Source organism: Luoshenia tenuis (assembly GCF_014384745.1).
In the GTDB taxonomy this organism is placed as follows: domain Bacteria; phylum Bacillota; class Clostridia; order Christensenellales.
Map to the genome: position 1 here is coordinate 711,133 of NZ_JACRSO010000001.1, position 23,812 is coordinate 734,944.

26 protein-coding genes and 1 riboswitch are annotated in these 23,812 nt (G+C 57.7%); of the genes, 4 read left to right on the top strand and 22 right to left on the bottom strand.

Going from position 1 to position 23,812, the window contains the following annotated elements:
* Window positions 1-43: 43 nt before the first annotated feature.
* Together H8699_RS03395 and H8699_RS03400 are read right to left on the bottom strand one after the other, a co-directional pair.
* Entirely contained in the window at window positions 44-820 is a 777-nt protein-coding gene (locus tag H8699_RS03395) for a GolD/DthD family dehydrogenase (protein ID WP_407943993.1), read from the bottom strand.
* Window positions 821-1,037: 217 nt separating this feature from the next.
* Window positions 1,038-2,081, bottom strand: coding sequence for an NAD(P)H-dependent amine dehydrogenase family protein (locus H8699_RS03400; RefSeq protein WP_147518589.1), 1,044 nt, complete (start codon window positions 2,079-2,081; stop codon window positions 1,038-1,040).
* Between the two features lie 171 nt (window positions 2,082-2,252).
* On the opposite strand from H8699_RS03400, the gene H8699_RS03405 reads away from it, so the two are divergent.
* Entirely contained in the window at window positions 2,253-2,840 is a 588-nt protein-coding gene (locus H8699_RS03405) for a peptidylprolyl isomerase (protein WP_249284484.1), read from the top strand.
* Between the two features lie 50 nt (window positions 2,841-2,890).
* Here the strand turns inward: H8699_RS03405 and H8699_RS03410 are convergent, their stop codons facing one another.
* The 14 genes from H8699_RS03410 to H8699_RS03475 form a co-directional block, all read right to left on the bottom strand.
* Window positions 2,891-3,718 carry a sugar phosphate isomerase/epimerase family protein gene (locus H8699_RS03410; protein WP_249284485.1) on the bottom strand — a complete coding sequence of 276 codons (828 nt, stop codon included), beginning with the start codon at window positions 3,716-3,718 and terminating at the stop codon, window positions 2,891-2,893.
* Between the two features lie 204 nt (window positions 3,719-3,922).
* Complete coding sequence (locus H8699_RS03415) at window positions 3,923-4,927, bottom strand: alpha/beta hydrolase (protein WP_249284486.1); 1,005 nt, start codon at window positions 4,925-4,927, stop codon at window positions 3,923-3,925.
* 27 nt (window positions 4,928-4,954) lie between these two features.
* A complete protein-coding gene (locus H8699_RS03420; RefSeq protein WP_249284487.1) occupies window positions 4,955-5,338 on the bottom strand; it encodes a VOC family protein in 384 nt (127 codons plus the stop codon).
* 18 nt (window positions 5,339-5,356) lie between these two features.
* Window positions 5,357-5,812, bottom strand: a complete 456-nt coding sequence (gene aac(6'), locus H8699_RS03425; protein ID WP_249284488.1) for an aminoglycoside 6'-N-acetyltransferase — start codon at window positions 5,810-5,812, stop codon at window positions 5,357-5,359.
* 25 nt (window positions 5,813-5,837) lie between these two features.
* Entirely contained in the window at window positions 5,838-6,911 is a 1,074-nt protein-coding gene (locus H8699_RS03430; RefSeq protein WP_249284489.1) for a zinc ribbon domain-containing protein, read from the bottom strand.
* 200 nt (window positions 6,912-7,111) lie between these two features.
* Window positions 7,112-8,281, bottom strand: coding sequence for a THUMP domain-containing class I SAM-dependent RNA methyltransferase (locus H8699_RS03435; RefSeq protein ID WP_249284490.1), 1,170 nt, complete (start codon window positions 8,279-8,281; stop codon window positions 7,112-7,114).
* Window positions 8,278-9,012, bottom strand: a complete 735-nt coding sequence (locus tag H8699_RS03440) for an HD domain-containing protein (RefSeq protein ID WP_249284491.1) — start codon at window positions 9,010-9,012, stop codon at window positions 8,278-8,280. The genes H8699_RS03435 and H8699_RS03440 overlap by 4 nt, the downstream gene beginning before the upstream one ends.
* Before the next feature lie 33 nt (window positions 9,013-9,045).
* Window positions 9,046-9,879 (bottom strand): hypothetical protein, encoded by an 834-nt coding sequence (locus H8699_RS03445; protein WP_249284492.1) that lies wholly within the window; start codon window positions 9,877-9,879, stop codon window positions 9,046-9,048.
* Window positions 9,863-11,614 carry a tetratricopeptide repeat protein gene (locus tag H8699_RS03450; RefSeq protein ID WP_249284493.1) on the bottom strand — a complete coding sequence of 584 codons (1,752 nt, stop codon included), beginning with the start codon at window positions 11,612-11,614 and terminating at the stop codon, window positions 9,863-9,865. Before H8699_RS03450 ends, H8699_RS03445 begins: the two co-directional genes overlap by 17 nt.
* Window positions 11,615-11,625: 11 nt before the next feature.
* On the bottom strand, window positions 11,626-12,519 hold the full coding sequence (gene hslO / locus H8699_RS03455; protein WP_249284721.1) for an Hsp33 family molecular chaperone HslO: 894 nt from the start codon (window positions 12,517-12,519) through the stop codon (window positions 11,626-11,628).
* A gap of 54 nt (window positions 12,520-12,573) precedes the next feature.
* Window positions 12,574-13,371, bottom strand: a complete 798-nt coding sequence (locus tag H8699_RS03460; protein WP_249284494.1) for a class I SAM-dependent DNA methyltransferase — start codon at window positions 13,369-13,371, stop codon at window positions 12,574-12,576.
* A 35-nt stretch (window positions 13,372-13,406) separates the two neighbouring features.
* Complete coding sequence (locus H8699_RS03465) at window positions 13,407-13,610, bottom strand: spore protein (RefSeq protein WP_138295062.1); 204 nt, start codon at window positions 13,608-13,610, stop codon at window positions 13,407-13,409.
* Between the two features lie 92 nt (window positions 13,611-13,702).
* Window positions 13,703-14,566 (bottom strand): YesL family protein, encoded by an 864-nt coding sequence (locus H8699_RS03470; RefSeq protein ID WP_249284495.1) that lies wholly within the window; start codon window positions 14,564-14,566, stop codon window positions 13,703-13,705.
* 73 nt (window positions 14,567-14,639) lie between these two features.
* Complete coding sequence (locus H8699_RS03475; RefSeq protein WP_249284496.1) at window positions 14,640-15,833, bottom strand: M20 metallopeptidase family protein; 1,194 nt, start codon at window positions 15,831-15,833, stop codon at window positions 14,640-14,642.
* A gap of 202 nt (window positions 15,834-16,035) precedes the next feature.
* Window positions 16,036-16,223: riboswitch (Lysine riboswitch) on the top strand.
* A gap of 201 nt (window positions 16,224-16,424) precedes the next feature.
* Between H8699_RS03475 and asd the strand changes: the two genes are divergently transcribed.
* Genes asd through dapB form a run of 3 tightly spaced genes read left to right on the top strand, consistent with a single transcriptional unit; the run spans window position 16,425 to window position 19,680 of the window.
* A complete protein-coding gene (asd, locus tag H8699_RS03480) occupies window positions 16,425-17,507 on the top strand; it encodes an aspartate-semialdehyde dehydrogenase (protein ID WP_249284497.1) in 1,083 nt (360 codons plus the stop codon).
* A 46-nt stretch (window positions 17,508-17,553) separates the two neighbouring features.
* Entirely contained in the window at window positions 17,554-18,435 is an 882-nt protein-coding gene (dapA, locus tag H8699_RS03485; RefSeq protein ID WP_138295066.1) for a 4-hydroxy-tetrahydrodipicolinate synthase, read from the top strand.
* Window positions 18,436-18,459: 24 nt separating this feature from the next.
* Complete coding sequence (dapB, locus tag H8699_RS03490; RefSeq protein ID WP_249284498.1) at window positions 18,460-19,680, top strand: 4-hydroxy-tetrahydrodipicolinate reductase; 1,221 nt, start codon at window positions 18,460-18,462, stop codon at window positions 19,678-19,680.
* A gap of 104 nt (window positions 19,681-19,784) precedes the next feature.
* Here dapB and H8699_RS03495 read toward each other — a convergent pair whose 3' ends face one another.
* The 6 genes from H8699_RS03495 to eno all read right to left on the bottom strand — a co-directional run bounded on the left by H8699_RS03495 (window position 19,785) and on the right by eno (window position 23,752).
* On the bottom strand, window positions 19,785-20,174 hold the full coding sequence (locus tag H8699_RS03495; protein ID WP_249284499.1) for a cation transporter: 390 nt from the start codon (window positions 20,172-20,174) through the stop codon (window positions 19,785-19,787).
* Between the two features lie 14 nt (window positions 20,175-20,188).
* Window positions 20,189-20,401, bottom strand: coding sequence for a FeoA family protein (locus tag H8699_RS03500; protein WP_249284500.1), 213 nt, complete (start codon window positions 20,399-20,401; stop codon window positions 20,189-20,191).
* A gap of 207 nt (window positions 20,402-20,608) precedes the next feature.
* Window positions 20,609-21,031: a flavodoxin gene (locus H8699_RS03505; RefSeq protein WP_138295070.1), complete on the bottom strand. Its 423-nt coding sequence runs from the start codon at window positions 21,029-21,031 to the stop codon at window positions 20,609-20,611.
* 34 nt (window positions 21,032-21,065) lie between these two features.
* Entirely contained in the window at window positions 21,066-21,617 is a 552-nt protein-coding gene (locus tag H8699_RS03510; protein WP_249284501.1) for a DUF3793 family protein, read from the bottom strand.
* Window positions 21,618-21,653: 36 nt separating this feature from the next.
* The gene (locus H8699_RS03515; RefSeq protein WP_249284502.1) at window positions 21,654-22,070 is read right to left on the bottom strand and encodes a metal-dependent transcriptional regulator; all 417 of its coding nucleotides are present in this window, start codon (window positions 22,068-22,070) and stop codon (window positions 21,654-21,656) included.
* Between the two features lie 374 nt (window positions 22,071-22,444).
* Window positions 22,445-23,752 carry a phosphopyruvate hydratase gene (eno, locus tag H8699_RS03520; protein ID WP_249284503.1) on the bottom strand — a complete coding sequence of 436 codons (1,308 nt, stop codon included), beginning with the start codon at window positions 23,750-23,752 and terminating at the stop codon, window positions 22,445-22,447.
* Window positions 23,753-23,812: the final 60 nt, after the last annotated feature.

The window sequence follows — 23,812 nt, forward strand, 5'->3', positions numbered from 1 at the left end:
ATCATATCTTGGCCACCCGGCTACATGATTTACAGAAATTTAATTATTTAATGGTGAATCCGCCGTCCACCACCAGGTTCTCGCCGGTGATCATGTTGGACTCGTTGCACGAGAGGAACAAAACCGCCGCGGCGATCTCGTCCGGATATGCAAAACGGTTGGCGGGGATGCGCTTTTTCATGTTCTCGGCCACCTCGCCCTGCCAGGCCTTCTCGCCCATCTCCGTGAGCACCACCGTGGGCGAAACAGCGTTGACGTTGATGCCAAACTCGGCCCATTCAAAGCCCAGCACCTTGGTCATGCCGATGATCGCGGCCTTGGAAGCGGTATAAGCCACATGCTTGTCTAGCGCGATAAAGCCCGCCTGAGAGGCAATGTTGACGATCTTGCCGCCGCGGCCCTGGGCGATCATCTCGCAGCCTACCAGCTGGCACATCAAGAAAGTACCCTTGGCGTTGACGGCCATCATCTTGTCCCAGTACTCCTCGGGCAGTTTTTCCGCATCCTCCAGCTCCACCGCGCCGGCGATGTTAGCCAGCACGTCGATCCCGCCAAAAGCCGCCTTGGTCTTATCAATCATATTGGCAATGCTCTCTTTATTGGTGATATCCCCGATAATCGAGATGGTCTTGACCCCGTACTCCTTAGCCAGCGCCTGCGCTACATCGTGCACGCTTTCCTGCAGATCCACCAGCGCCACATTGGCCCCCTTGGAAGCATACAGAGTAGCCGAAGCCTTGCCGATGCCGTTGGCCGCGCCGGTCACCAGGCAGGTCTTGCCCACCAGAGAAAAGCTGCCGTCCACCTTTTTGTAATCGATCATTTTTCTTTACCCCCTTAACAGTCGTCCATTTCAAGCAATCCTTAAAAAGCCCCGTTTAGCCCTTTTCTAAGCGCCCAAGGCTCCTTTTCTATTTTCTCTCCGTCTTAACAGGCTGTCAATCATAAATATATTTAGTTGTTCAAAAAACGAATAGAAAAACGGCGCTACCCTATGGGCAGCGCCGCCTCGCGGCATCCCGGCCGTTAAAGGTCCATCAGCACATTAAATCCACATAAACCGCCATGGGATAGGTCATATACTCCGCCTCGGGCAGCTTATCCATGGTCACATATCCCGCCGGGGCCGTCAGCACGCTGGGGATACGGTTGACGATAGTAGCGCAGGTGTGCTCCACCGTGGCCGGCTTTTGCACGTAAAAAGTGGTATCCGGCTCGCCGGTGATTTTCCAGTCGCACATATCCCCGTCGTCCGGGCCGTAGACCTTGCCGATGCACTGGGTCTCGATCACGGGGCCCTGGTAGGTTTCGGTGGTGACCACGGCGCTCATCCCAATGCAATTCCCTTTGGGGATGGTCTCGCCCAGCGTCTCCGAGTACAGGTCCTTATCGTAGAAATAGGGCACGCACTTTTGCGTTTGAGATTTGATGGTCCATCCCATCTTCGCGCAAAGCGCCTCGTTGGAGTTCCACACATAAGCCGGCTCCAGCGTCTCCGGGTGGGCCAGCTGGGCCTCAAACTGCTCGGGGGTAAAGCCCGCGCCGTGGGCCTTGGCCAGCGCCAGGCCGTAGTCCTCTACGTTGTAGCTGACCGCGCCTTCGATCTTATCGATCTTATGGCATCCGCCCGCCACCGTGGCGATGAGGTTGACCCAGAAGATGTCCTGCATCCCGCTGCCCACGATGGTGCAGCCGGTTTCCTTGGCCAGTTTGTCCAGCCGGTTGGTGTCCGATGCCGCCGTCGTCCAGGGGTAGATCGCCTCTTCACAGGTGGTGACCACGTTGATCCCCCGCCGTGCGCACTTTTCAAAATGCGGATATACGTCATCCATAAAGCTGAATAGCGTCAGTATCGCGATATCGGCGTCGCACTCGTCCAGCACCGCGTCTGCATCCGAGCGGATGGGCACGCCCAGCTTGAAGCCCAGGCCCGCATACTCGCCCACGTCCATGCCTACTACTGCCGGGTCCACGTCGATAGCGCCCACGATCTCCGCACCTTTTTCGTACAGGTAGCGCAGGGTATACTTGGCCATTTTCCCGCAGCCATACTGAACGACACGAATCTTTTCATTGAACATCTGTTGCACCTCTTTTTCAAATGTTTTGTACTATCATGTGCATCTGCACGGCGTTTCATACCTGCATGTGGCCGCGCAGCCTGGGGTTTGACAAGCCGGGCTGCGCAGGGTATCCTAATTGCTGTATGGCTTTATCGCCATGATTTTCGTATAAGGGGGACGATCAATCGCATGAAAAAGCTAGTCGCACTGCTGATCTGCCTGGCCCTGTTCGCGCCGGGCTGTGCCAGCGAAGAACCGGTACAAGCCACCTCGGGCGTAACGGCCACCATCCAGATGGAGGATGGCGGAAACATCGTTTTAGAGCTGTATCCCGACAAGGCGCCCCAGTCCGTACGCAACTTTGTCTACCTCGCCCGGGAAGGTTTTTACGATGGGCTGACCTTCCACCGCATTATTAAGGACTTTATGATCCAGGGCGGCGATCCTTTAGGGAACGGCACCGGCGGCCCGGGATATTGCATCAAGGGCGAGTTTAAGGAAAACGGCGTGCAAAACGACATTTCCCATGTGCGGGGCGTGATCTCCTTTGCCCGCAACAACGTCAGTATGGATTCCGCCGGTTCGCAGTTTTTCATCGTGCATAAGGATAGCACCTATCTCGACGGCAAGTATGCCGCCTTTGGCAAGGTGATCAGCGGCATGGACGTGGTGGACAAAATTGCCGAAACCGATGGCAAGGGTGACGCGCCGGTGATCAAGACCGTCACCATCGAGGGGCCGGAGCTGCCCGAGCCCGATAAGTTGGAGGAACAGTAAGTCAAAGTTATTAATCAAGAAAAGCCACCCCTATGGGGCGGCTTTTCTTATTAGCCGGCAAAGCCCGATTCTTTCAGATTCAGGTAGGCGCAGTGCAGCGTATCCACACTGCAAAGGTTGCGGTTACCGTCCTGTTCTACGACGCCCCATGTGAGCCCATGCTCCGCCGCCCACTGGGCTACGCCAAAGGTATTTACCACGCCTGAGCCCACAGCAGTAAAATCAGGGATGGTATAACTTACTCCGGGGGCCAAGGTGGCTGTGCGCATCCGGCCCGGGATAAAATCTTTAAAATGCACTGCCACCAGCCGCCCTTCCAGCCGCTCCAGCAGCGCTATCGGGTCCTCTCCGGCATAGGTCACCCATCCCACATCCGGCTCAAAGCACAGCGTGGACGTGCGCGAGACCATCTGGTCATAGGCGCTGATGCCATGGATCTTGCGGATAAACTCATAGTTGTGGTTATGGTAGGCCAGCTTAACGCCAGCAGCGGCAAAACGCTCGGCCGAGCGCTCCAGGTTTTCGATCTCCTGCAAAAATTCATCATCCGTGCAGGGGGCTTCCCCCATCATCGGGCGGATGATGCTGGAAATATAGCAGCAGGCAAAGTCCGCCCCCAGCAGCTTGACCTGGGCGATCTTCTCGTCGATCAGCTTTTCATCATACCGCGTCACCTCATTGGCGCCCACCGCGATGACTTTAAGGCCGATCTCCCTGAATCGTGCCAGGTTCTCCTCCGGCGTGCCCTCTTTCAGCGTCAGCAGCTGCTCGCCGCTCTCCATCCCGGAATAGCCGATCTTTTTATACGCCTCCAGGCTGCTCCAATAGTCCTCGTCATACCGGGGAAACAAGATCCACCCCAGCTGCAACTTTCCCATTTTCTCTTCACTCCTTTGTCTATAAATCCAGGCCACCGTCTGGATGAGCTCCATTCATTTATATTTCCGCTTATTTATGTCTATTTATTTTGTAATATCGCAAAATCATCACATCTATTTATATATAGTATATCTTTATCGCAATTCATTTGTCAAATAGCCGAAAATAAAAAAAGCCGCGCAAAAGCACGGCTTTTCATCGTTTTATGCCAGCGGGATCGCTTTGAGCCGCTGATTGAGGCGTTCCAGTTCATCCGGCTTTAAGGGCTGGGGGAACCATACGTTTGAAAAGCGAAGCGTGGAATCCATCCGTTCCGCCACAAACTGTGCATCCCCATATTCCGGCCAAAACTCGGTAACCACCGCCATACACGCCGGGTTTTGGGCCAGGTCGCGGATATACGTATCGATATTATAGCCGCCGATGTCCGCAGCGTTTAAGAACTCGCCCTCATAGGGGAAGGGTTCGCCCCAGTTGGCGGTAAGCCAGTGCATGCTCAGTTCAAACCACTTGGCCCAGTTGGCGTCTACATAAAAGCCCATGCCGGAAGAACACAGCGATTTTCCCAGGGAAAGGCCATGTGCGCCCTTTTGGAACAGGTGGATCTCGTAGGGTACGCCCACCTTATCCAACGCCAACAGCAGGCTCAGGCAGCTTTTAGCCGGGCGGCCGGTATCCTCATGCGTAGAGAATAAAAAGACCGGCGGCGTCTTTTCATCGGCGATCTCCTGCAGGACCGGGGCGTTATAAGGGCGTACCTCCTCGGGCTCCGGGATCTGGGGATAGCCCAAAATCAGCGCATTGGGGCGGTGCCGCTGCGCCGTCATCGCCTGCGCTACGGCCACATACGCGCCCTCGGAGAAGGCCACCGCGGCGATCCGGTTGGTGTCGATCTCCCAATCCGCGCTCTTTTCGTACAGGATATCCATCACTTCCTGCACATCGTCGATCGGGCCGGGGAACACCGGCCAGGCGGGCATGGAATAATTCAGCAAAAAGGCCTGATAGCCTTCAGCCAGGTAGGCCATAGCGATGCACTCCGCCTCCCGCTGAGAGGTCAGCACCTTTCCGCCATTGGTCATCACGCCCGGAAAAACCAGGACCGCCGGCCGCCGCGTCACATTGGGGAACTGGGTGGGATGGTCCAGCAGATAAGCCGTCACCGTTACATGCTCGTTCCCTTTAAGCGTTACCTTTTCAAGTCGCATCTCGCTCCTCCTTTTGCTATCTTTACCTCAAAGTATTTGTTCTAACTGTAACCGCTCATTATCCGGCCCGCGGAAGATCGCAAATTTTTCTCCGCGCGGGTAAAGGTCCGCATCCAGCAGCAGCTCCGTTTCAAACTTAACGCCCTTGCTCTCCAGCTCCGCCTTCGCCCGCTCCACATCGTCTACCAAAATGGAGAGGTGATTGAGCGGTCCATCCGCAAGCGCGCTGTCCGTCTGCAAAAATTCCACCACCACCGATCCGTTGCCCATAAACAGCAGTTCCCGATCCGGAAAGTGATATTCCCACACCACTTTAAAGCCCAGCATCTCCTCATAAAACCGCCGCGAGCGGGCAATGTCCCGCACGCTGATGCCCACATGCCCAAAGCCTAAAACGCTGAAATTCTCCATCGTCATTCCCCCTTATCACTACAGCCTTTTGGTATAACATACGATGCGCGCCGCCTGAGTAAAATCCGCCTTCTGGTGGAAGGCCTGGCTGCCGGCGTTCTCGATGGTACAATCGCTGGCAAATTCCAGGCATCCCATGGTTCTGGCCCAGTTCTCACAGGCCTTGAGCAGTTGCAGCCCCACATGCCTGCCGCGCAAAGCAGGGCATACGTAGAGCCCTTCCAAGTAGCCCACGGGACTGGTATGCGTCCCTTCCACATAGTCGCGCCGCAGCTGGCACTGGGCAAAGCCTACTGCTTGGGCGCCGCATTCCGCCAGAAACAGCGCGGCCTCCCGCTGGGTGCACAGTCCCTCCAGCTCCTGCCGTAGCGCCTCTTGATCCTGCTGCGGCCACAGCGCCTTGGCTAAGGCCGCAAGCCGGGCGCTATCCTCCCGCCCGGCGCGGCGAATGCTTACCTTTTCCCCTCCGCACACGTTTGCTCTCCCCTTTATCGGGATATTATTTTTGCACCTTCTTGCCGCATTCCGGGCAGAAAGCCGCGTTCTCCGGCAGGGGTTTACCACACTCCGTGCAAAAGCGCGGCTTTACCGCCGGACGCGGTTCCGCCTCGGGCGCTGGCTGGCTGCCCTCTGTGGGGAGCACGACCCCGCCGCTTTCCTGCTCCGTATCCATTTTATCTTTCTCCGGCTGGGCAGCTGCCTCAACCGGCTCCTCCGGCGCCTGCTGGGGCGCTTCCCAGGTAACGACGGGCTGTACCGCCTCTTGCTGCCCAAGCGCGGCCATCTCCTGTGCGCGCTGGTATTCCCGCTGCTTTTTACGCTTATTGGCCATGCAAAGCGTGATCACCAGCGCGGCAATGGACAACAAAAAGCCCGGTATCGCGGTGATCGCCGTGATCCTGCCGATGGTCTCCCCCGCCCGATAGGCGGTATCATAAGAAGAATCATATCCTAATCCGCCCAGCGGCAGGTTATGATAGTCGATGCTATCCACCATCGCCTCCAGCTCCTGCTCCTGGGTAAAACCGGCCTGCTGCCCGTAAGTATACAGGCCGATGTTGTAGCCCTGGCCGCCGATCACCGTAAAATACATATGCACATAGCCGCCGCTTTGCCGCTGCTCAAGATCCGCTACGATGTACAGCGCCTGATCGGTCTCATACGTCCGGCAATCGGTGACCTCGCTGTCCTCTAAAAAATAATCTATCTGCTGGTCAATCAGGTAGGAAGGCGCGTTTTTCAGGGTATCTACGTCTATGGTAAATACGTCCTCCACCTCAAAGGTCGCGATATTGACCTCGCGCAGCGGGTCTATCCCTACGGCGCTTAGGTAGATATCGGTCCCCTCGTAATCCGCCCAAAATTCCTCCGGGTCCACGCCCAGCAAGGCAAATACGGCCCGGTTGCCCACCACCCCCTGCGCCGTTACGCCATAACTGTTGGGGATCTCGATGCTTAGCTCCAAATCCTCCAACTCATAGGTACGGGTGTCCGCCGCCGCCAGGCCCGGCGCGGCAAACAGGGCGGCCAGTAAAATGACCGCTGCACACAAACTGAGTATTTTTTTCTTCATATCGATACCCCTTCATCCCAAGATCGGCCGCCTAAGCACCGCATATCCGTGTATTGTCTCTTTCAGTTTACCATAAAAAGCCGCGCTGCACATCTTCCTTTGTATGTTATTTGTCAAAACCCGCGTCTATGGGTCTTATTGGAGGGGCGCTTGGTATAAAACAAGCGGCCCCCCTTATCCAAGGGAGCCGTCTTAAAAATTTAATCGTCCGATTGTGCGGCCGCTTGCCTGGCCCGGTCCAGCCAGGGTGGGCGCGGCCCTAAGTACTGGTAATACTGGCATTGCAGCTTGCCGTTATACAGCTTGCGGCGCCGGTCCGCTCTGCGGCCATATACCCGCTCAAAATTGGGGTAAGAGGTGATTACGTTCTTGCCCCAGGTGGGCAAGGTGGCAAACACCTTGGCCATCTCCCGGTAAAGCTGCTCCGCCTCCCGTATCTGGCCCATCCGCTCGCCGTAAGGCGGGTTGCATACGATAAACCCGTATTCCCGGGAGGTACGCATTTCACTTAGCGGCTGGCACTGGATATGGATGTCTTTTTCCACCTTGGCGCTCTTGGCGTGAAAGCGCGCTGTACTCAATACCCGCTCGTCGATGTCCGTACCGATGATATGCAGCTCCCGCTCCCGGTCGATCGCCTCCAACGCCTGAGCCCGGGCCTGACGGAACACGTCTTTATCCATCCAGCGCCAGTCCTCCGCGGCAAAAGTGCGGTTCAACCCCGGGGCGATATTGCGGCCGATCAGCGCGGCCTCAATGGGAATGGTGCCCGAGCCGCACATGGGGTCCCACAGCGTCCGGTCCGGATGCCAGCGGCACAGCAGCACCAGCGCCGCGGCCAGCGTTTCGCGCAAAGGCGCCTGGGCCGTCAGCGGCCGGTAGCCCCGCCGGTGCAGCCCCGCGCCCGAGCAGTCCAGCGTCAAAGTCGCTACATCTTTTAGCAGACCCACCTCCAGCTTATAGGTCTCCCCGGCCTCTTCAAACCAGGCGACGGGGTATTTTTGCTTGAGCCGCTCCACGATCGCCTTTTTGGTGATCGCCTGGCAATCCGGCACGCTCATAAGCTGCGAGGCTACGGCCTTGCCGCTCACCGGAAAGCAGCCTTCTTTGGGGATATATTCCTCCCAAGGCAGGGCCCTGACCCCTTCAAACAGCTCTTCAAAACTGGTCGCTTTAAAGCTGCCCACCTCGATAAGCAGCCGATCCGCTACCCGCAGCCACAGGTTGCACCGGGCGATATCCGCCATCGTGCCGCAAAAGCGCACGCGTCCGTTTTCTGTTTCTACCTCATAACCCATGCGGCGCAACTCCGCCGCTACCACGCCCTCCAGCCCAAAGGCCGCCGTGGCGATCAAATGGAATTTTCTCATTTGTCTAAATTATCGTTCCTCTTCTCCAGATTCGCCTTGGCAGCCTCCAGGTTTTTAATGTGGTTGTTGATGATCATGCCGTTGATCACGATCTCCAGCCGGCAGCCCAAAAAGTGGGCCGCGTCCTCGCTCATCACCATACGGGACATGTATATCTGCAAAAATTCCAGTACGGAACTGGTCCCGTCCATGATCAGCTCAAAGCGGATCACCCGGTTGGCCTTGTCCACCTCCACCCAGTTTTTCTTGATGGACATATTTACCCGGTCGTGGATATCCTCCGGGTTATAGCGGCCGCGCCGCACGCGGGAGCGGTGCGCGTCGCTCTTGTCGGCGATGATCAGCGCCGCGCTGATCTCGCTGACCGGGGTGCCGTGCTGCTCTTCATGGTTGCCCACGGCCGATACGATGCGCAGCACCTCCTCAATGGGCATGCCCATCTGCTGCAGGATCGGCAGCAGCATCACCGCGCCGTTGAGTCCGTGATCCGTTCGGTTGACGATATTGCCCACATCGTGCACCCAACCGGCGATCTCCGCCAGTTCCAGCGTGCGCTTGGGGTAATCCAGCTCCCGAAGGATATCCGTCGTCACCCGGCTGACCACCCCCACATGCCGCGGGCCGTGCTCGGTATAGCCCATGACGGACATGATGTGGTTGGCATAGTGGACCAGCGCGCTGATCTGCGGATCGTTGCGCACGTCATCTATCGTAATGATTTTATTTTCCATATCTCCCTCCGTTTCAAGGGAACGTTTTGCCCTTTAATCGTTCATCGTCCTTAAAGATTCATAATAAGGGTCGCCGGTAAAGTCCCGCTGCACCTCCACCTGGCCGCCCAGCGCCTCGATGGCGTTGCAAATTTCGATGTAGTCCAGATAATTGATATCCGGGTCTACCAACGCCTCTTTCAGGGCGGAAAGCGCGCGCTCATCTCCATATTTGCACAGGTAGGAGGCGAAAAGCGCGCGCTCATCCCGCCGCTGGCAAAACAGCTCCAAAAGCTGTTCAAAGATCCTGTCATCCCCAGGGAAGTTGCACAAAACGTCGATCAGCCGCGCCTTGATATGCGGGGCTTTGGCCTGCATCAGCCTGGGCAGCGCCAGGGCGACCACCCGCTCGCTCATACGGCCCAGCGCTTCCGCGGCAGCCTCGGCCCGGTCGTCGCCCTCCTCGCCGGTGGCAGCCCATTCCACGTATAACGCCATGGGGGCTTCGCTTTCCAACTCGCCCAGCAGGCCGATCTCCAGCATCTGCGCCTCGGGGTTTTGCTCCTGCTCCAAAGCGGCCACCAGCGCCCGCTCCGCCGCGGCGCCCAGGTCGGTCAGCCGTTCCAGCAACGGGTCGGGCAGGGGCACGTTCTCGGCCAGATACCGGCGCATCAACGCCAGCAGCTCCTCCGGGTCGTCGTACCGGTCAAAGTAATGGGCCGGCTCCGCCCCGTCCAAAAACGCGGCGCCCTCGTTCATCCACTTCAGGTAAAGCTCGGGGACCTCCGCCTCCATCTCGTCTACATTCTCGTATTTATCCGCGTTTTCCGCCATCCATTTTTCTATATATTGGCCAAACTGTTCGTCAAAATTAATCAGTTCCTTCATGCTCGCCCGCTCCTTCCTCTTTTGTTTGCAACGCCTGCACCAGGCGCTCGTGATATTTTTTAAGCGTCCCGGGGGTGGTGTGGTACACCTTGGCAACGCGCGTGCGTACCGGCGCCATCCCCGCCTGCCGGGAGGCCTCAAAGGCCAGTGCTGCCGCCCACTGCTGGGCATGCAGCCCCTCGCGGTTGGTCCAATTCAAATTGCGCACCGCCCGGCACCAGAGTATGGCCATAGGCTCTAATACCTCGCCCCAGCCCTCGCGCTGGGCTACCTCCATGGCCTTTTCCAGCACCACGCGCTCAGAGCGCGTCAGCTCCGCAGTTTCCGGCGGCAGCAGGTTGACGTGCACCTCCACGATCTCCCCGTCCATATAGGCAATATAAGGCTCCTTGGCGCCAGCCTGGCGCAGCAGGCCGAAGATCTCGCGCTTTACGCTATCCGGCTCGCTCTTTCGCAGCAAGAATCCGCGCAGGATGCCCTGGGCCCGCTCATCCCCGAAACTGCCCAGCATCCCCAAAAGCGCCCGGCGGATGGTCATATCCCCCAGATTTAGCCCCCACAGCACCAGGTTCACAAACTCCGGGTCTTCCTTCCACCGCTCCTTGGCCCGGCTGCTCTTGGGCGCCCAGATCCACTCGCCCAGCGTGCGGATACGGGTAAGGATCTCATCATAGGGCACCTGATAGGGATAAGGATAGGTCTTGCGCTCCGGCTGTCCGCTCTCAAGCGCCTGCTGGGCCTTGCCCCGGTAGTAGGCCGCGATGGTATCCCCCGCCTCCAGACGCAGCATATCCCCCCACAGCCGCACAGCCGTCTTATAGTCGCCAAGGTTATAATAGGTCATGGCCAGGGCGTGCAGCACGCGCATCTCGTAGGGCCGGCGCTCCAGCATCTCCTTTAGCCGCCCCTGTGCCTCCCTGTGGCAGCCCAGCTCGCACAGCGTCATCCCCGCTTTAAGGATATCGTCGTTTTCCTCCAGCGGCATGGTGGCAATGCGCCGCGTGTACGCCGTAAGGTCCGCCTGGCTGTCCGCATCCCGCATAAACAGGGCCAGGTTGCAAAGCGCGTGCAGGTTTTCCGGGTCCTGTTCAAGTACCTCGCGGCACAGCTGCATCGCCCGCTCGCCTTCATGCTGGCTTTGCAGCGCAAAGGCCAGGTTGTTTTTCACAAAGATCAGGCTGGAATCCTGTTTGAGCACCTCTTCAAACAGCTTGATCGCCCCGCGGAAATCGCCGTTTTCCATCAGGCTGCGCGCCTTATCGGCCTTGTAAAACAGGGCGCGGCGCTCCGGGTCTTCCTCCTCGCCGTCCTCATCGTAGATCATGCGCTGGTATTCATCTATCGCCTCAAGCATCTCCTGGGCATCCTCCATGTATTCCCCGTAAGGGTCTACCTGGAGGTAATGGATCAGGCTCTCGCGCGCCCGGTCATACTCAGCCATGCCCATAAAGTTGCATCCTACCGAGAAAAAGCACTCCGGCATCTGGGCGCCATAGCGCTGCACCATATAAAGGAGGATCTCATTGGAGGCCTCATAATAGCACATCTCGGTATACAACTGGGCCAGCTCCATGCGGTATTGGGCGTTATCCGGCTCCTTTTCCATAGCCATGCGGCTATAGCGCAGGGCATCGGCAAAGCGGTTCTGCTCGGCATACTTTTGCGCCTGCCTGGAAAAAAAGCCTGCCGACTGGTCGAAGGCCACGATTTTTGGCTTCTGCTTCAACTGCTCCATGCGCACCCCTTTTACGTATTGCTTGCGCCGGCTTCGGCCAGCAGGGCGGCAAGCTGCGCCCGGTCAAAATGATAACGCTTATTGCAAAAATGGCAGGTCAGCTCAGCCTGGCCATCCTGTTGCAAAATCTCCTGCAGCTCCTCTCTGCCGATGCTGAGCAGCGCCCGCTCAATGCGCGCGCGGCTGCAATCGCACTCGTAGGCTGGAACTACCTGCTCTAAAATACGCAGCTCCATATCGCCAAATAGCGCCTGGGCGATCTCGGGCAGCGGCTTTCCATCGGCAATCAACGTACTGATATGGGACAGCTCTCCTGCTTTTTGCTCCAGCTTTTGCAGCGTTTCTTCACTGCAGCCCGGCATAGGGGATACCTGTATTCCCCCCGCGGCCTGTACCGCGGCGCTGTCCACCAGCACACCCAGGCTGACCAGACAGGGCTGCTGCTCGGATACGGTAAAGTAAAAGGCAAAGTCATCCGCGATCTCGCCGGATTGCAGGCGCACCTGCCCCACGTAGGGTTCACGCATCCCCAGATCCTTCATCACGGTCAGTCGGCCCTGATGGCCTACCGCGCTCCCCACATCCAGCTTTCCATCCGCGCGCAGCGGCAAATCCACCTGCGGCCGGTCGATATAGCCTTTGACCCGCCCGCCGGGGCGGCCCACCGCTACCAGCGTGCCGGCAGGGCCGTCGCCCTTAAGGGTGGCAGTCAGCGTATCGTTTTCGCCCTTGAGGGCGCACCCCATCATCGCCGTTATGGTCAAAAGTCTGCCCAGCGCAGCAGCGCAGACCGGCGAACAATCGTGAATCTGGCGCGCCTGCTCTACCAGGCAGGTGGTGCGGCTGAGCATCAGGCTGGCCTCGCCGTCCGCCAGCATCGCGCGAAGAATCTCATCATGTTGCATCAAGGTATAAAACTCCATTCATTCAAATCTTATCTTATGCAGGGGCGCCCCTGGTTATTGCCGCACCGCGGTAAATTGAATGCGAAGCGCATCGGGCCGGGGCGCTTTACGTGTAAAAGCCTCCTGCACCGCTAAAAGCCCCAGGCCGCAGCCCGCCAGGCAGGCGCGCAGCTCTTCCACCTCATGCGCGCGCTGGAGATGCACCTCATCTCCCCGGTCATAGCGGCCGTCCTGTCCCCGGATAAACAACGTCAAATCCATGCGGGCCAGGCGGCGCGCTTTATCAAAGCTGCTCTGCCACAGGTAAGCGGCCTCCTCGCGCACTTCGCCGAAAAAGTCGTTGCCCAGCCGTTTTTCCAGCTTATAGCGGCTGGAGATATCAAACAAAAACAGCCCGCCCGGCCTCAACGCCCGCGCCACCCGGGCAAAGCAGCTTTCCACCATCGCAAGGTCGGTCAGGTAATTGACCCCGTCGCAGGCGCAGATCACCGCATCCACGCTTTTATGCAGCGAAAAGCTGCGCATGTCCTGCCGGCTCAGGGGAAGCCTGTGCCCTTCCCTCCACAGCCGTTCCTGTGCCACGCGCAGCATCTCTTCAGATCGGTCGATCCCCACCACGTCATATCCGGCCCTGGCCAGTTGCAGGGAGATGCGGCCCGTGCCGCACCCCAGGTCCAACACCCGTCCGCGGGATATTCCCGCTTCCCGCAGGCGCGAGATCAGGTCGTCCGCCCAGGCGATCGAGTCCATGTCCTCGCTAAACAGATCGTAGACCTCCGGCAAAAAAGTATAACTCACCTGCGCCGCCATGCGAGGCAGCGCGCGCCAGGTATCGGGTATCGGTTTAATCATCTACGCCCCCTTGTCCTTGCAGGGCCGCGCCCGCGTCAGCCGATCCATCCCTCCGGCCCGCCGCCCATGCGGCGCCACCGGCTGATCAGCCCGCCTACGCGCCCGCTTTCCTGGGTGGTCAGTCCAGCCCAGCCTACCTCCAGCACTCTGTCCAGCAGGTTCAGCTCCTCGGCTGCGCGGTACTTGATCGCATCCTCAGGGCCAACGGGTTGTTTATTCGCCTTTAAAATCACGTCCATCTTTCTTACCCTCTTTTCGCTTGCTGATAGGCCTTAGTATCCTGTTTCAAGCCCATAATTATACGAAAAGCACTTGGTAAGCCGGCTGCTTTTTACCCCTTATAATCGGGATGCAGCCCGCGGTTGATCTCCACCCCTTCGATATTGGGGTTGATAAATTTATCAAAGGCCGCCACCGCCCCGGAGACCCAAAGCAGCCCTGTGAGCATAAAGCCGAAGAACGAATAAAACAGCGATAAGAACAGCGTGCCCAAAAAGATGGTGCAAAACGGGATCAGCGTACACAGCAAAATCCCTACCGACTGGGGCAGGCGCAATATGGTCAGCCGCGCCGCGTTGGTGATGATCTTGCGGATGCTTAAATCATAGGTGACCAGCAGCGGCATCATGTACTGGTTCATCATCACCACGAAGATCGCCAGGAACATGATAAAGTACTGCGGAAGGCGCATATAGATGTTGTCGATGGCCATGGTCCCATAATACCAGTAGCAAAAATACAATACAAAAAACGCCAACCCATTTAAAAGGTTCAGCACCATGGACTGGGTAAAGTTAGCTTTAAGCGCGGCCCAAAAATCGCCCCAAACAAAGGCGTGCTCATCCTGCGCCCAGCGGCGCAGCACGTAGGTTGCCCCCGCTGTGCCCGGCCCGGCTAGCGCCATGCAGGGGATCAAAATCAAGAAATAATCCCGCAGCACCATACCGATGTCCGGCGGAACGACGCCCTCCGCCGGCGCGGCCGCCTCCATTACCGCCATAAAGGTCCACACAGTCCAGATCAGCGTGGGGATGATCGCGATAAAATAGATCATGTTCAGCTGTACCAGCTTAAAAAGCCGCGTGCCCAGCACGTGGAAAAACAGCATGATCCTGTTTTTGGGCAGATCTTTTTCGGTAAAATCCGCTTTATTGGGATTTCCGTTATAAAATCTGCCAAGCAATTTTTTAAACATCTTTTTCTCCTTTATTCGCCTTGAACAAGGGGCCGATCCGCCGCCCCTTTTTTCCATCCCTATATTTTAACATTTAAGGCTCTAACAAACAAGTAGCTGCTTGCGTATAGCCCAGCAGACGCAGGTATACCGCCTGGGCGATCTGCAGCACCGCCTCGTCAAAGTCAAAGTGCGGCGCGTGCAGCGGCGCGAGGAACCCTTTTTCCCCGCTGCGGGTGCCTAAAAAGAAGTACGCGCCGGGCACAGCCTGCTGATAAAAGGAAAAGTCCTCCGCCGTCAGCTTGGGTGTGGCCTCCACCGCGCGTTTCCCCGCCGCCTCCCTGACTTTGCGGGCATTGGGGGCGGGATTGATCACCGGCGGGTAGTAGCATTTTTGTATATAAGCCGTCTTTACCTCAAAGCTCTTTTCCAGCCCGGCGAGCATCTCCCGGATGGTGGCGCGCATCTTGTCGTGTGTGCGCTCATCATAGGCGCGCATAATGCCCTCCAGATGCGCCTGTGCCGCCAGGGCGTTGCGCACCTGACCCGCTTCCATGCGCCCGATGGTCAGCGCGGCCATCTGCCCCGGGTCCACCCGGCGGCTGACGATGGTCTGCATTTGGGTGATCAGATAAGCCGCGGCCGTCAGCGCGTCGCTGCCCATGTGGGGGGTGGCCCCATGCGCCGAGGCGCCGGCGATCTGAATGTCAAACTCGTTGGTCAGCGCCATCATCGGCCCTTGTGAAACCGCCACCAGCCCTTCTTGCAGATCGGGCATCAGGTGAAAGCCATAGACCTCATCTACATCCGGGTCTTTCAGCGCACCCTGGGCGATCATGCGCGCGGCGCCTCCCTCCCCCTCTTCGTCGGGTTGAAAGAGCAAAACCACATTGGCATCTTGGGGCCGCCCCAGGGCCTGGATCAACTGCGCCAATCCCAGCAGCGCAGCCATATGGCCGTCGTGCCCGCAGGCATGCATCACACCCGGCGTCCGGGAGGCGAAATCCCGCCCGGTCTGCTCAGAAAGGGGCAGCGCATCCATATCCGCCCGAAAGGCCAGCGTACGCGCCGGCGCCTTTCCCCGGATCACCGCGCGCAGCCCCGTGCCATAGTAGGTATGCAGCTCGTCCACGCCCAGGCGCTCCAGCTCCCGGGCCAGAAAATCGTGGGTCTTTTCCTCTTTCGTCCCCAGCTCCGGCTGGGCGTGCAGCGATCTTCGGACCTGGGTAATATACCGTAAATTCTCCTCCCACAGCCGGGTATAGCGTTCTCTCTCTACGGATTGCATATGGCCGATCTCCTCTGTCCCTATATAATGAAGCCTTGCATAACTTTATCTTTATCATCATAAGCGAATTTAGCCGCCCGCGCAAGCACCGCCAAAGAGCTTTCGCCGGCCGCGGGGCGCTTTTCCCGCTAAAGGCATTGACACCGCACAAGGCCCCATGGTATCCTAACGCCATAGACTTTGTACTTTTAATCGGGTATAAAGACAGTTTCGAGGCGCATCTGCCATCATTAACCGGTGTAAGGGGCCGTATTCCCCGCTAAAATGCCGGCCAAAGGGGCAGTATGCCGAAGGAAGGGCGGAAATTCGGGCCGGCTTTCCTGGGCGGACGGGCGAAGAGCCATCCGACTGTCGCCAGGCGAAAGTTCCAGGCGAAGCGCTTAACTGTTTGGAAATTCCTCCGCTAAATGCGCGCGCATTGCGTTCGTTTCATGCGGGCGGGTATTCCATGTAGTTTACAGCGCGCCGTAAGAGCCGCTGTTTTTTTATATCCCGCAAAATTTACAAAATCTTAGGGTCACCCCATGGGCCATTTGCGCTACACTATAGATATGGGGCCCAAAAATGGAAACATAAAAAGGAGAGTCGATTATGCAGCAGTATCGCGTCGGCGTTATTGGCGCCACCGGCATGGTGGGCCAGCGCTTTATTACCCTTTTAGATAAACATCCCTGGTTTAAGCTGACCAAACTGGCCGCCAGCGCCCGCTCGGCCGGCAAGCCTTACAGCGAAGCCGTGGCTGGGCGTTGGGCTTTTGACTGGCCCATCCCCGAGCAGGCGGCAAACCTCATCGTGCAGGATGCCTCCAAGGTAGAAGAAGTCGCCCAGGGGCTGGACTTTGTCTTTTGCGCGGTGGATATGAAAAAGGATGAGATCCTGGCGCTGGAAGAGGCCTATGCCAAGACCGAAACGCCGGTGATCTCCAATAACTCGGCCAACCGCTGGACGCCGGATGTGCCGATGATGATCCCCGAGATCAACGCAGACCACTGCGCCATCATCGAGGCGCAGCGCAAGCGTCTGGGCACCAAGGCCGGCTTTATCGCCGTCAAGCCCAACTGCTCGATCCAGAGCTACGTGCCCGCCCTGGCCCCGCTGATGGATTTTGGGCCCAGCAAAGTGGTGGCCTGCACCTACCAGGCTATCTCCGGCGCGGGCAAGACCTTTAAGTCCTGGCCCGAGATGGTGGACAACGTGATCCCCTACATCGGGGGCGAAGAGGAAAAGAGCGAGCAGGAGCCGCTCAAGATCTGGGGCCATATCGAAAACGGCGCCATCGTCAAGGCCGCCTCTCCCATCGTCAGCGCCCAGTGCCTGCGCGTGGCCGTGGCGGATGGACATACCGCTGCCGTTTCGGTCAGCTTTGACAAGAAGCCTTCTAAAGAGGAGATTCTCTCCCGCTGGGCGGCCTGTAAGGGCCTGCCCCAGGAGTTGGAGCTGCCCAGCGCGCCACGTCAGTTTTTGACCTATTTTGAGGAGGATAACCGTCCGCAGGCCCATTTGGATCGAGACCTGGAAAATGGCATGGGGATCTCCATCGGCCGGCTGCGCGAGGATAATATTTTCGACTATAAGTTCGTATGCCTGTCCCACAACACGCTGCGGGGGGCCGCAGGCGGCGCGGTATTGATCGCGGAGCTTTTGTGCGCGAAAGGCTATATCCCGCATAAGTAATACAGTAAAGCGGTTTGGCCTTTGAAAGGCTAAAGGAGGAGCGTTTATGTCTATCTTTACCGGCGCGGGCGTCGCGCTTTGTACCCCTTTCACCCAGGACGGCGTTAATTTTGACGCCTTTGGCAAGCTGATCGATTTCCAGATCGATGGCGGTACGGACGCCCTGATCGTCAACGGCACCACGGGCGAGCCTTCCACCATGAGCGAGGAGGAAAAGCGCGCGGCGCTCTCCTTTGCCCTGGAGCGCACGGCCGGGCGCATCCCCGTGATCGCCGGCACTGGCGGCAACGATACCAAAAAGGTGATCGCCGCCAGCATCGAAGCCCAGAAGATGGGCGCCGATGCGCTGCTGATCGTCACCCCCTACTACAACAAGGCCACGCAAAAGGGGCTGATCGCCCATTATACCGCCGTGGCGGATGCGGTAGATATCCCCATTATCGTGTATAACGTACCCGGCCGCACGGGGCTGAACATGCTGCCCGAGACCCTGGCAGCCCTGGCGGAGCATCCCAACATCGCCGGGATGAAGGAGGCCAGCGGCAACCTGGCCCAGGTCAGCGAGATGGCAAGGCTGTGCGGGGACAAGTGCGACCTGTACTCCGGCGAGGATGGATTGGTGGTGCCGCTGCTCTCGGTGGGCGGCAAGGGCGTGATCTCGGTGGTAAGCAATATCGCCCCGCGGATCATGCACGATATGGTGGAAAAATTCCTCTCCGGCGATATCGCCGGCGCGCGGGAGCTGCAGTTTAAGGTCAATCCGTTGGCGGCCGCCCTATTCTGCGAGGTCAACCCCATCCCGGCTAAGACGGCGCTGCGGCTGATCGGCATCGACGCGGGCCCGTTGCGCCTGCCGCTGACCGAGATGAGCGACGCCAACCTTGCGCGCCTCAAAAGAGAAATGCAGGCTTTCGGCCTGATCGACTGAAAATCTTAAGGATGTGCTGAAGATATGACGCGAATCATCATCCACGGTTGCAATGGCGCCATGGGCCGCGTATTGGCCCAGGCCGCAGCCGATGGCAGCGATATAGAGATTGTGGCCGGCATAGATAAGCTGGCCGATCCCAAGGATTTCCCCTTTCCGGTATTCCACTCGCTTTTTGACTGCGACGTGGAGGCCGATGTGGTGATCGACTTTTCAAGGCCCGAGGCCTTGCAGGGGCTTTTGACCTACGGCAAGATGCACAACATCGGCCTGGTGCTGGCCACGACGGGCTATACCGATGCCGATAAGGGCATGATCCATGCCGCGCAAAAGGATTGCCCCATCTTCCAAGCGGCCAATATGTCCCTGGGCATTAACCTGATGATGAACCTCATCCAAAAGGCCGCGGCCTTTTTCGGGGACGATTTTGACTGTGAGATCGTGGAGGCCCATCACAACAAAAAGGTGGACGCGCCCAGCGGCACCGCGCTGGCCCTGGCGGACGCGCTCAACGCCACCTATCCTCAGCCCAAGACCTACCGCCTGGGCCGCAATAAAGAAAGCGGCCGGCGCACCCGCGGCGAGATCGGCATCCACGCCATCCGCGGCGGCACGGTGGTGGGCGAGCACAGCGTGGGCTTTTACGGCACGGATGAAGTGGTCAAGATCGAGCACTCCGCCCTGTCCAAGCGTATCTTTGCCAAAGGCGCCCTGCGTGCCGCCCAGTTTTTGTGCGGGCAGCCCAACGGCTTTTACAGCATGGAGGACCTGATGGCGCAGGAGACCATGACTTCCCTTTATACCGATGAGCAAAGCGCGATGATCACGGTATGCAAACTCCCCCATCAGCCCAAGTTGATTGCCCAGCTTTTCCGCGCAGTGGCCGACGCCCACGTTAACGTGGACCTGATCAGCCAAAGCGCGCCGGTGGATGGCGCCTTTGATTTAAGCTTTACCTGTCCGCGCGAATCCATGGACGCGGCGCTTAATGCCATCGCCACTCTGGGGGATTCCTCCGGTAAGCCGGGCGACGTGCATGTGGCCACGGATATCGCCATTCTCACCGTGGAGGGCGCCGGTATGGCCCACCGCAGCGGCGTAGCCGCCAACATCTTCCAGGTGCTTAGCGACGGAGATATTCCCATCCGCGGCATCACCACCAGCGAGACTAAGATCTCCTGTGTGATCGACCAGGCAGATCTGACCCGCGCCGTCACCGCCGTGGTGGAGGCTTTCGAGCTGTAAAACGCTCCGTTTTAATAAAAACGGCATTCAAAAAGCAACCCGAATTCGGGTTGCTTTTTTTGTTGTTCTTCATTTGCTGCATCTGCTTTAAGGCGTAAGCTGCTCTAATTCCGAGGCGTAAGCTGCTCTAATTCCGTTACCTGATAACCGGCGCGGCTGACGGTCTGCTCCAGCATCTCCTCCGCCGCGGGTACTTTCAAGCGGATCAGCGCGCTTTTCTTTCCAAGATCGACTTTGGCATAAAAGCCCTCCTGCTCATTAAAGGCGTTCTCGATCCGTATCGCACAGTTTTTACAGCTCATCCCCTCGATCTTCAGCCGGTATGTATAAGGGTAGTGCGCAATCTCCCGGTCTGCCGGACGAATACGCTTGACCCCATCTCCTCCCGCGCCGCAACAGCCATTTTTCAGCCTTTTTATATAACTGCGCACGGAAAAAACACAAATCACCGCCAATACGGCACAAATTAAAATCGTAGATCCCATGCCATCCATCGGCTTTTCCCTCCCTATACCAGGATCCGCCGGGCCATTTCGCGGTTGATGGCGATGCGGGTATCCTTTACATTAACGATCAGGTTCCCGCCAATGGCCGAGATTACCGTGATCTTCCCGCCCACGACAAAGCCCATATCCTCTAAGTGGGATTTGACCTGTGCTGATCCGCTCACTTTTTTAATCGTCTGCTCCTGTCCCATCGGGGCCATCATCAATGGCATCATGCTTCCGCTCCTACGCCGTCATCTGTAGTTAGTAATTGCTAACTATCGGTTTTACTATAACATCGCATTCGCGTCCTGTCAATGCTCAGAGAGAAGGCATATTGGATAAAAAGCGGTAGATCAGCGTCCATTTCCATTTAAGGGGCGCTGATCCACACCATTTGGGGCACAGACGCATGCTATGTCCGCAGCAAATCCGCAGTTTTTTTATACCAGTGCTTTCCCCAGCGCCACGCAGGCCAGCTGCGCCTCTTCGTCCGGCGCTTCGTTGCAGATTACACAATCACAGGCCAAAAGCGCGCCGTCCGTCCGGCAGGTCTCCTCCCACGTGCGCATCCATTCGCCATCTCCCCAGCCGTAAGAGCCAAACAGCGCGATCTTTTTCCCCTGCAGCTTTGCCTCGCAGGCCGTAAACATTGGCTCAAACTCAGTTTCTTCCAGCTGCTCGGCACCCATGGATGGGCAACCAAAGGCGATGGCGTCATAATCGTCCATCTGCTCGGCGCTAAACTCGGATGCGACCATCAGAGAAACCTGCGCGCCTTCTTCCTTCGCGCCCGTGGCCACCAGATTGGCCATGGCCTCGGTATTGCCGGTGCCGCTCCAATATACAACCGCTACTTTACTCATCAACCTTACCTCTTTTCTCTTGAATTTCTATGGTTTAGGCAGCTACCGTCAGCTGCACGATGGATTTGCCCCCGCGCCAAAGCCGCGCATAGATCTCGCGGCACTTCCGGTAGCGGGCAAATATCTTGCCGGCCTCGTGCGCATTGCAGTAGACCTTCCAGCAGCCAGCGCACTTGCAATTCCGGCCCTCGTTTTGAATAAATCCAATAACGTCGCCCAGCGGATAGCCCAAAAAGATGCCGATCTCATGGGGGAAGCCGTCCTGCTCGCCCAGCCGTTGTTTCAACCTGGCCAGCGCGGCATCCAGTTCCACGCACGGATAGCCATATTGGGCCAAAAAGCTGGCCACCCCCCGCTTTTGCAGGTCTCGCTCCAGATGGGCGCGGCGGCATACATAGACCAGCGCCCGCCCGCCTTTCCGGCTCAGGACAGTCAAAAACAATCCCTTTTCTGCAAAGCAGCCATTCCAGAGCTGGATCTGGTGTTCCAACTCCCGCTCAGCTATGAGCGGCAGGCAGAACAAACTGGCCGTCTTGATCGATGCCAGCGTCGGGGCGCAGTGCTCGATCAGGTACTTCTCTAACAACAGGCTTCCTCCTCACCCGGGCAGCGCACCGCCGCTTTAAGTCTTTTGTGCATCGCCAGTCCATTTTTCCTTTTCCGGCGGGTCTACCCCGTTTTTTAGAAAATAACCTTTCAGCGCTTTAAAGCTCTCAGCGCTGAGGGCGTGCTCGATCCGGCAGGCATCCCGCAGGGCGACCTCGCCGTCCACGCCTAATCCTGCAAGAATGTCGGAAAACAACTGGTGGCGTTCATACATCGTTTCTGCCAGCTGGCGTCCCTGAGGCGTTAACACGATCTCATGGTTATTCCCCATCTTAACGTATCCCCCGGCGCGCAGATTCTTCATCGCTACGCTGACGCTGGCCTTAGATACCTTCATCTTCGCGGCTACATCCACAGACCGTACGGTTCCGCCGCGCTGCTGCAGCATCAGGATCGTTTCCAGATAGTCCTCTCCGGACTCAAGCACTTTCATTTCTCCGCCTCCCTTCCCGCCTTTAGGCCGTTTAGCAAACGGCGCTCTTCTCTCCTATTGTGATGTGTCTGGTTCATCGGTCCAAATAGTTAGTTATAACTAACCTCCGGGTAATAAAAAAGTCTATTGCAAACAGCAAAAGCATTTTAGTTAGTTTATGCTAACTATCGATATTGTACAATATTCTTTGTTGCAGGTCAAGAGCATCCTTTCATTATCATCAAAATAAAGGCCGCTAAACCTGCCTAAAGCCCGCACAGGCCCCCCTTCGGCGGGCGCACATGAAGTGCCCGCCGAAGGTTCTGACCTGCCCACCCATTATCACAAACCGCTAAGCTCATCTTTAGCGCCCAAACATTGCTCCATCCCAATCATCATCGGGAGATCGCAAACGCCTCAAAACCCGGATAGACAGCGCTCTCTCCCAGTTCTTCTTCGATGCGCAGCAAGCGGTTATACTTGGCTACCCGCTCGCTACGGCTGGGCGCGCCGGTTTTGATCTGGCAGGTATTCAGCGCAACCGCCAGGTCGGCAATGGTCGTGTCCTCCGTCTCCCCCGAGCGGTGCGAGGATATCGCCGTATATCCGGCTTTGTGCGCCATCTTGATGGCCTCCAGCGTCTCGGATACTGAGCCGATCTGGTTGAGCTTGATCAAAATCGCATTGCCGCACCCTTGCTGGATGCCTTTGGCCAGGCGCTCGGTATTGGTCACAAACAGATCGTCGCCTACCAGCTGTACTTTGCTCCCCAGTTCCCGGGTCATCAGCTGCCAGCCCGCCCAGTCCTCCTCGTCTAGCCCATCTTCTATCGAATAGATGGGGAACTTTTCACAAAGCGCCTTCCAGTGTGCAACGAGCTCAGCCGAAGTATACCGCACGCCGCTTTTCGGCAGGCAATATTCACCCGGCCTGCCGCTCTTCCACTCGCTGGATGCCGCGTCGATCGCCAGCACAAAGTCCGTTCCCGGCCGGTAGCCGGCCTTTTCTACCGCCTGCAAAATATAGGTGATGGCCTCCTCGTCGCCCGCCAGGTCCGGCGCAAAACCGCCCTCGTCGCCTACAGAGGTCGCCAGGCCCTGAGCCTTGAGCAGCGCCGCCAGCGCGTGAAAAACCTCCGCGCACCAGCGCAGCCCTTCGGCAAAGCTGGCCGCACCTACTGGCATGATCATAAACTCCTGCACGTCCACGGTATTGGCTGCGTGCGCCCCACCGTTGAGAATGTTCATCATAGGCACCGGCAGCCGGTTGCCGTTGATGCCGCCTAAAAACCGGTATAGCGGCAGCCCCTGCGCTTTGGCTGCGGCCCGGGCGCAGGCAATGGAAACCGCTAAAATCGCGTTGGCCCCAAGGTTGGATTTATCCTTTGTACCGTCCGCCTTTATCATCGCCTGATCCACCGCATAGATGTCTGAAGCGTCCATTCCCCGAAGCGCCTGGCCGATCACGTTATCAATGTTCTTTACCGCCTTTAGTACCCCCTTGCCGCCGTAGCGCCCGGGGTCGCCGTCCCGCAGCTCCAAAGCCTCAAATTCCCCGGTGGATGCGCCGCTGGGCGCAGCGCCCCGGGCAATGGTGCCATCCGCCAGGCACACCTGCGCCTCTACCGTGGGGTTGCCACGGGAATCGAGTATCTCTCGGCCCTTCACACTTTCAATCATTAAACCCTTTTTCAATATACTCATCCTTTCTTATCCACGTTCTTTATCACACTAGTATGCGACATATCTTTCCATATTATCGGT

Excerpts from the sequence above, each read along its gene's own strand:
- H8699_RS03400 (WP_147518589.1), bottom strand. The coding sequence starts at position 2,081 with ATGTTCAATGAAAAGATTCGTGTCGTTCAGTATGGCTGCGGGAAAATG.
- H8699_RS03405 (WP_249284484.1), top strand. The coding sequence starts at position 2,253 with ATGAAAAAGCTAGTCGCACTGCTGATCTGCCTGGCCCTGTTCGCGCCG.
- H8699_RS03410 (WP_249284485.1), bottom strand. The coding sequence starts at position 3,718 with ATGGGAAAGTTGCAGCTGGGGTGGATCTTGTTTCCCCGGTATGACGAG.
- H8699_RS03415 (WP_249284486.1), bottom strand. The coding sequence starts at position 4,927 with ATGCGACTTGAAAAGGTAACGCTTAAAGGGAACGAGCATGTAACGGTG.
- H8699_RS03420 (WP_249284487.1), bottom strand. The coding sequence starts at position 5,338 with ATGGAGAATTTCAGCGTTTTAGGCTTTGGGCATGTGGGCATCAGCGTG.
- H8699_RS03430 (WP_249284489.1), bottom strand. The coding sequence starts at position 6,911 with ATGAAGAAAAAAATACTCAGTTTGTGTGCAGCGGTCATTTTACTGGCC.
- H8699_RS03435 (WP_249284490.1), bottom strand. The coding sequence starts at position 8,281 with ATGAGAAAATTCCATTTGATCGCCACGGCGGCCTTTGGGCTGGAGGGC.
- H8699_RS03440 (WP_249284491.1), bottom strand. The coding sequence starts at position 9,012 with ATGGAAAATAAAATCATTACGATAGATGACGTGCGCAACGATCCGCAG.
- H8699_RS03445 (WP_249284492.1), bottom strand. The coding sequence starts at position 9,879 with ATGAAGGAACTGATTAATTTTGACGAACAGTTTGGCCAATATATAGAA.
- H8699_RS03450 (WP_249284493.1), bottom strand. The coding sequence starts at position 11,614 with ATGGAGCAGTTGAAGCAGAAGCCAAAAATCGTGGCCTTCGACCAGTCG.
- hslO (WP_249284721.1), bottom strand. The coding sequence starts at position 12,519 with ATGCAACATGATGAGATTCTTCGCGCGATGCTGGCGGACGGCGAGGCC.
- H8699_RS03460 (WP_249284494.1), bottom strand. The coding sequence starts at position 13,371 with ATGATTAAACCGATACCCGATACCTGGCGCGCGCTGCCTCGCATGGCG.
- H8699_RS03465 (WP_138295062.1), bottom strand. The coding sequence starts at position 13,610 with ATGGACGTGATTTTAAAGGCGAATAAACAACCCGTTGGCCCTGAGGAT.
- H8699_RS03470 (WP_249284495.1), bottom strand. The coding sequence starts at position 14,566 with ATGTTTAAAAAATTGCTTGGCAGATTTTATAACGGAAATCCCAATAAA.
- H8699_RS03475 (WP_249284496.1), bottom strand. The coding sequence starts at position 15,833 with ATGCAATCCGTAGAGAGAGAACGCTATACCCGGCTGTGGGAGGAGAAT.
- asd (WP_249284497.1), top strand. The coding sequence starts at position 16,425 with ATGCAGCAGTATCGCGTCGGCGTTATTGGCGCCACCGGCATGGTGGGC.
- dapA (WP_138295066.1), top strand. The coding sequence starts at position 17,554 with ATGTCTATCTTTACCGGCGCGGGCGTCGCGCTTTGTACCCCTTTCACC.
- dapB (WP_249284498.1), top strand. The coding sequence starts at position 18,460 with ATGACGCGAATCATCATCCACGGTTGCAATGGCGCCATGGGCCGCGTA.
- H8699_RS03495 (WP_249284499.1), bottom strand. The coding sequence starts at position 20,174 with ATGGATGGCATGGGATCTACGATTTTAATTTGTGCCGTATTGGCGGTG.
- H8699_RS03500 (WP_249284500.1), bottom strand. The coding sequence starts at position 20,401 with ATGATGCCATTGATGATGGCCCCGATGGGACAGGAGCAGACGATTAAA.
- H8699_RS03505 (WP_138295070.1), bottom strand. The coding sequence starts at position 21,031 with ATGAGTAAAGTAGCGGTTGTATATTGGAGCGGCACCGGCAATACCGAG.
- H8699_RS03515 (WP_249284502.1), bottom strand. The coding sequence starts at position 22,070 with ATGAAAGTGCTTGAGTCCGGAGAGGACTATCTGGAAACGATCCTGATG.
- eno (WP_249284503.1), bottom strand. The coding sequence starts at position 23,752 with ATGAGTATATTGAAAAAGGGTTTAATGATTGAAAGTGTGAAGGGCCGA.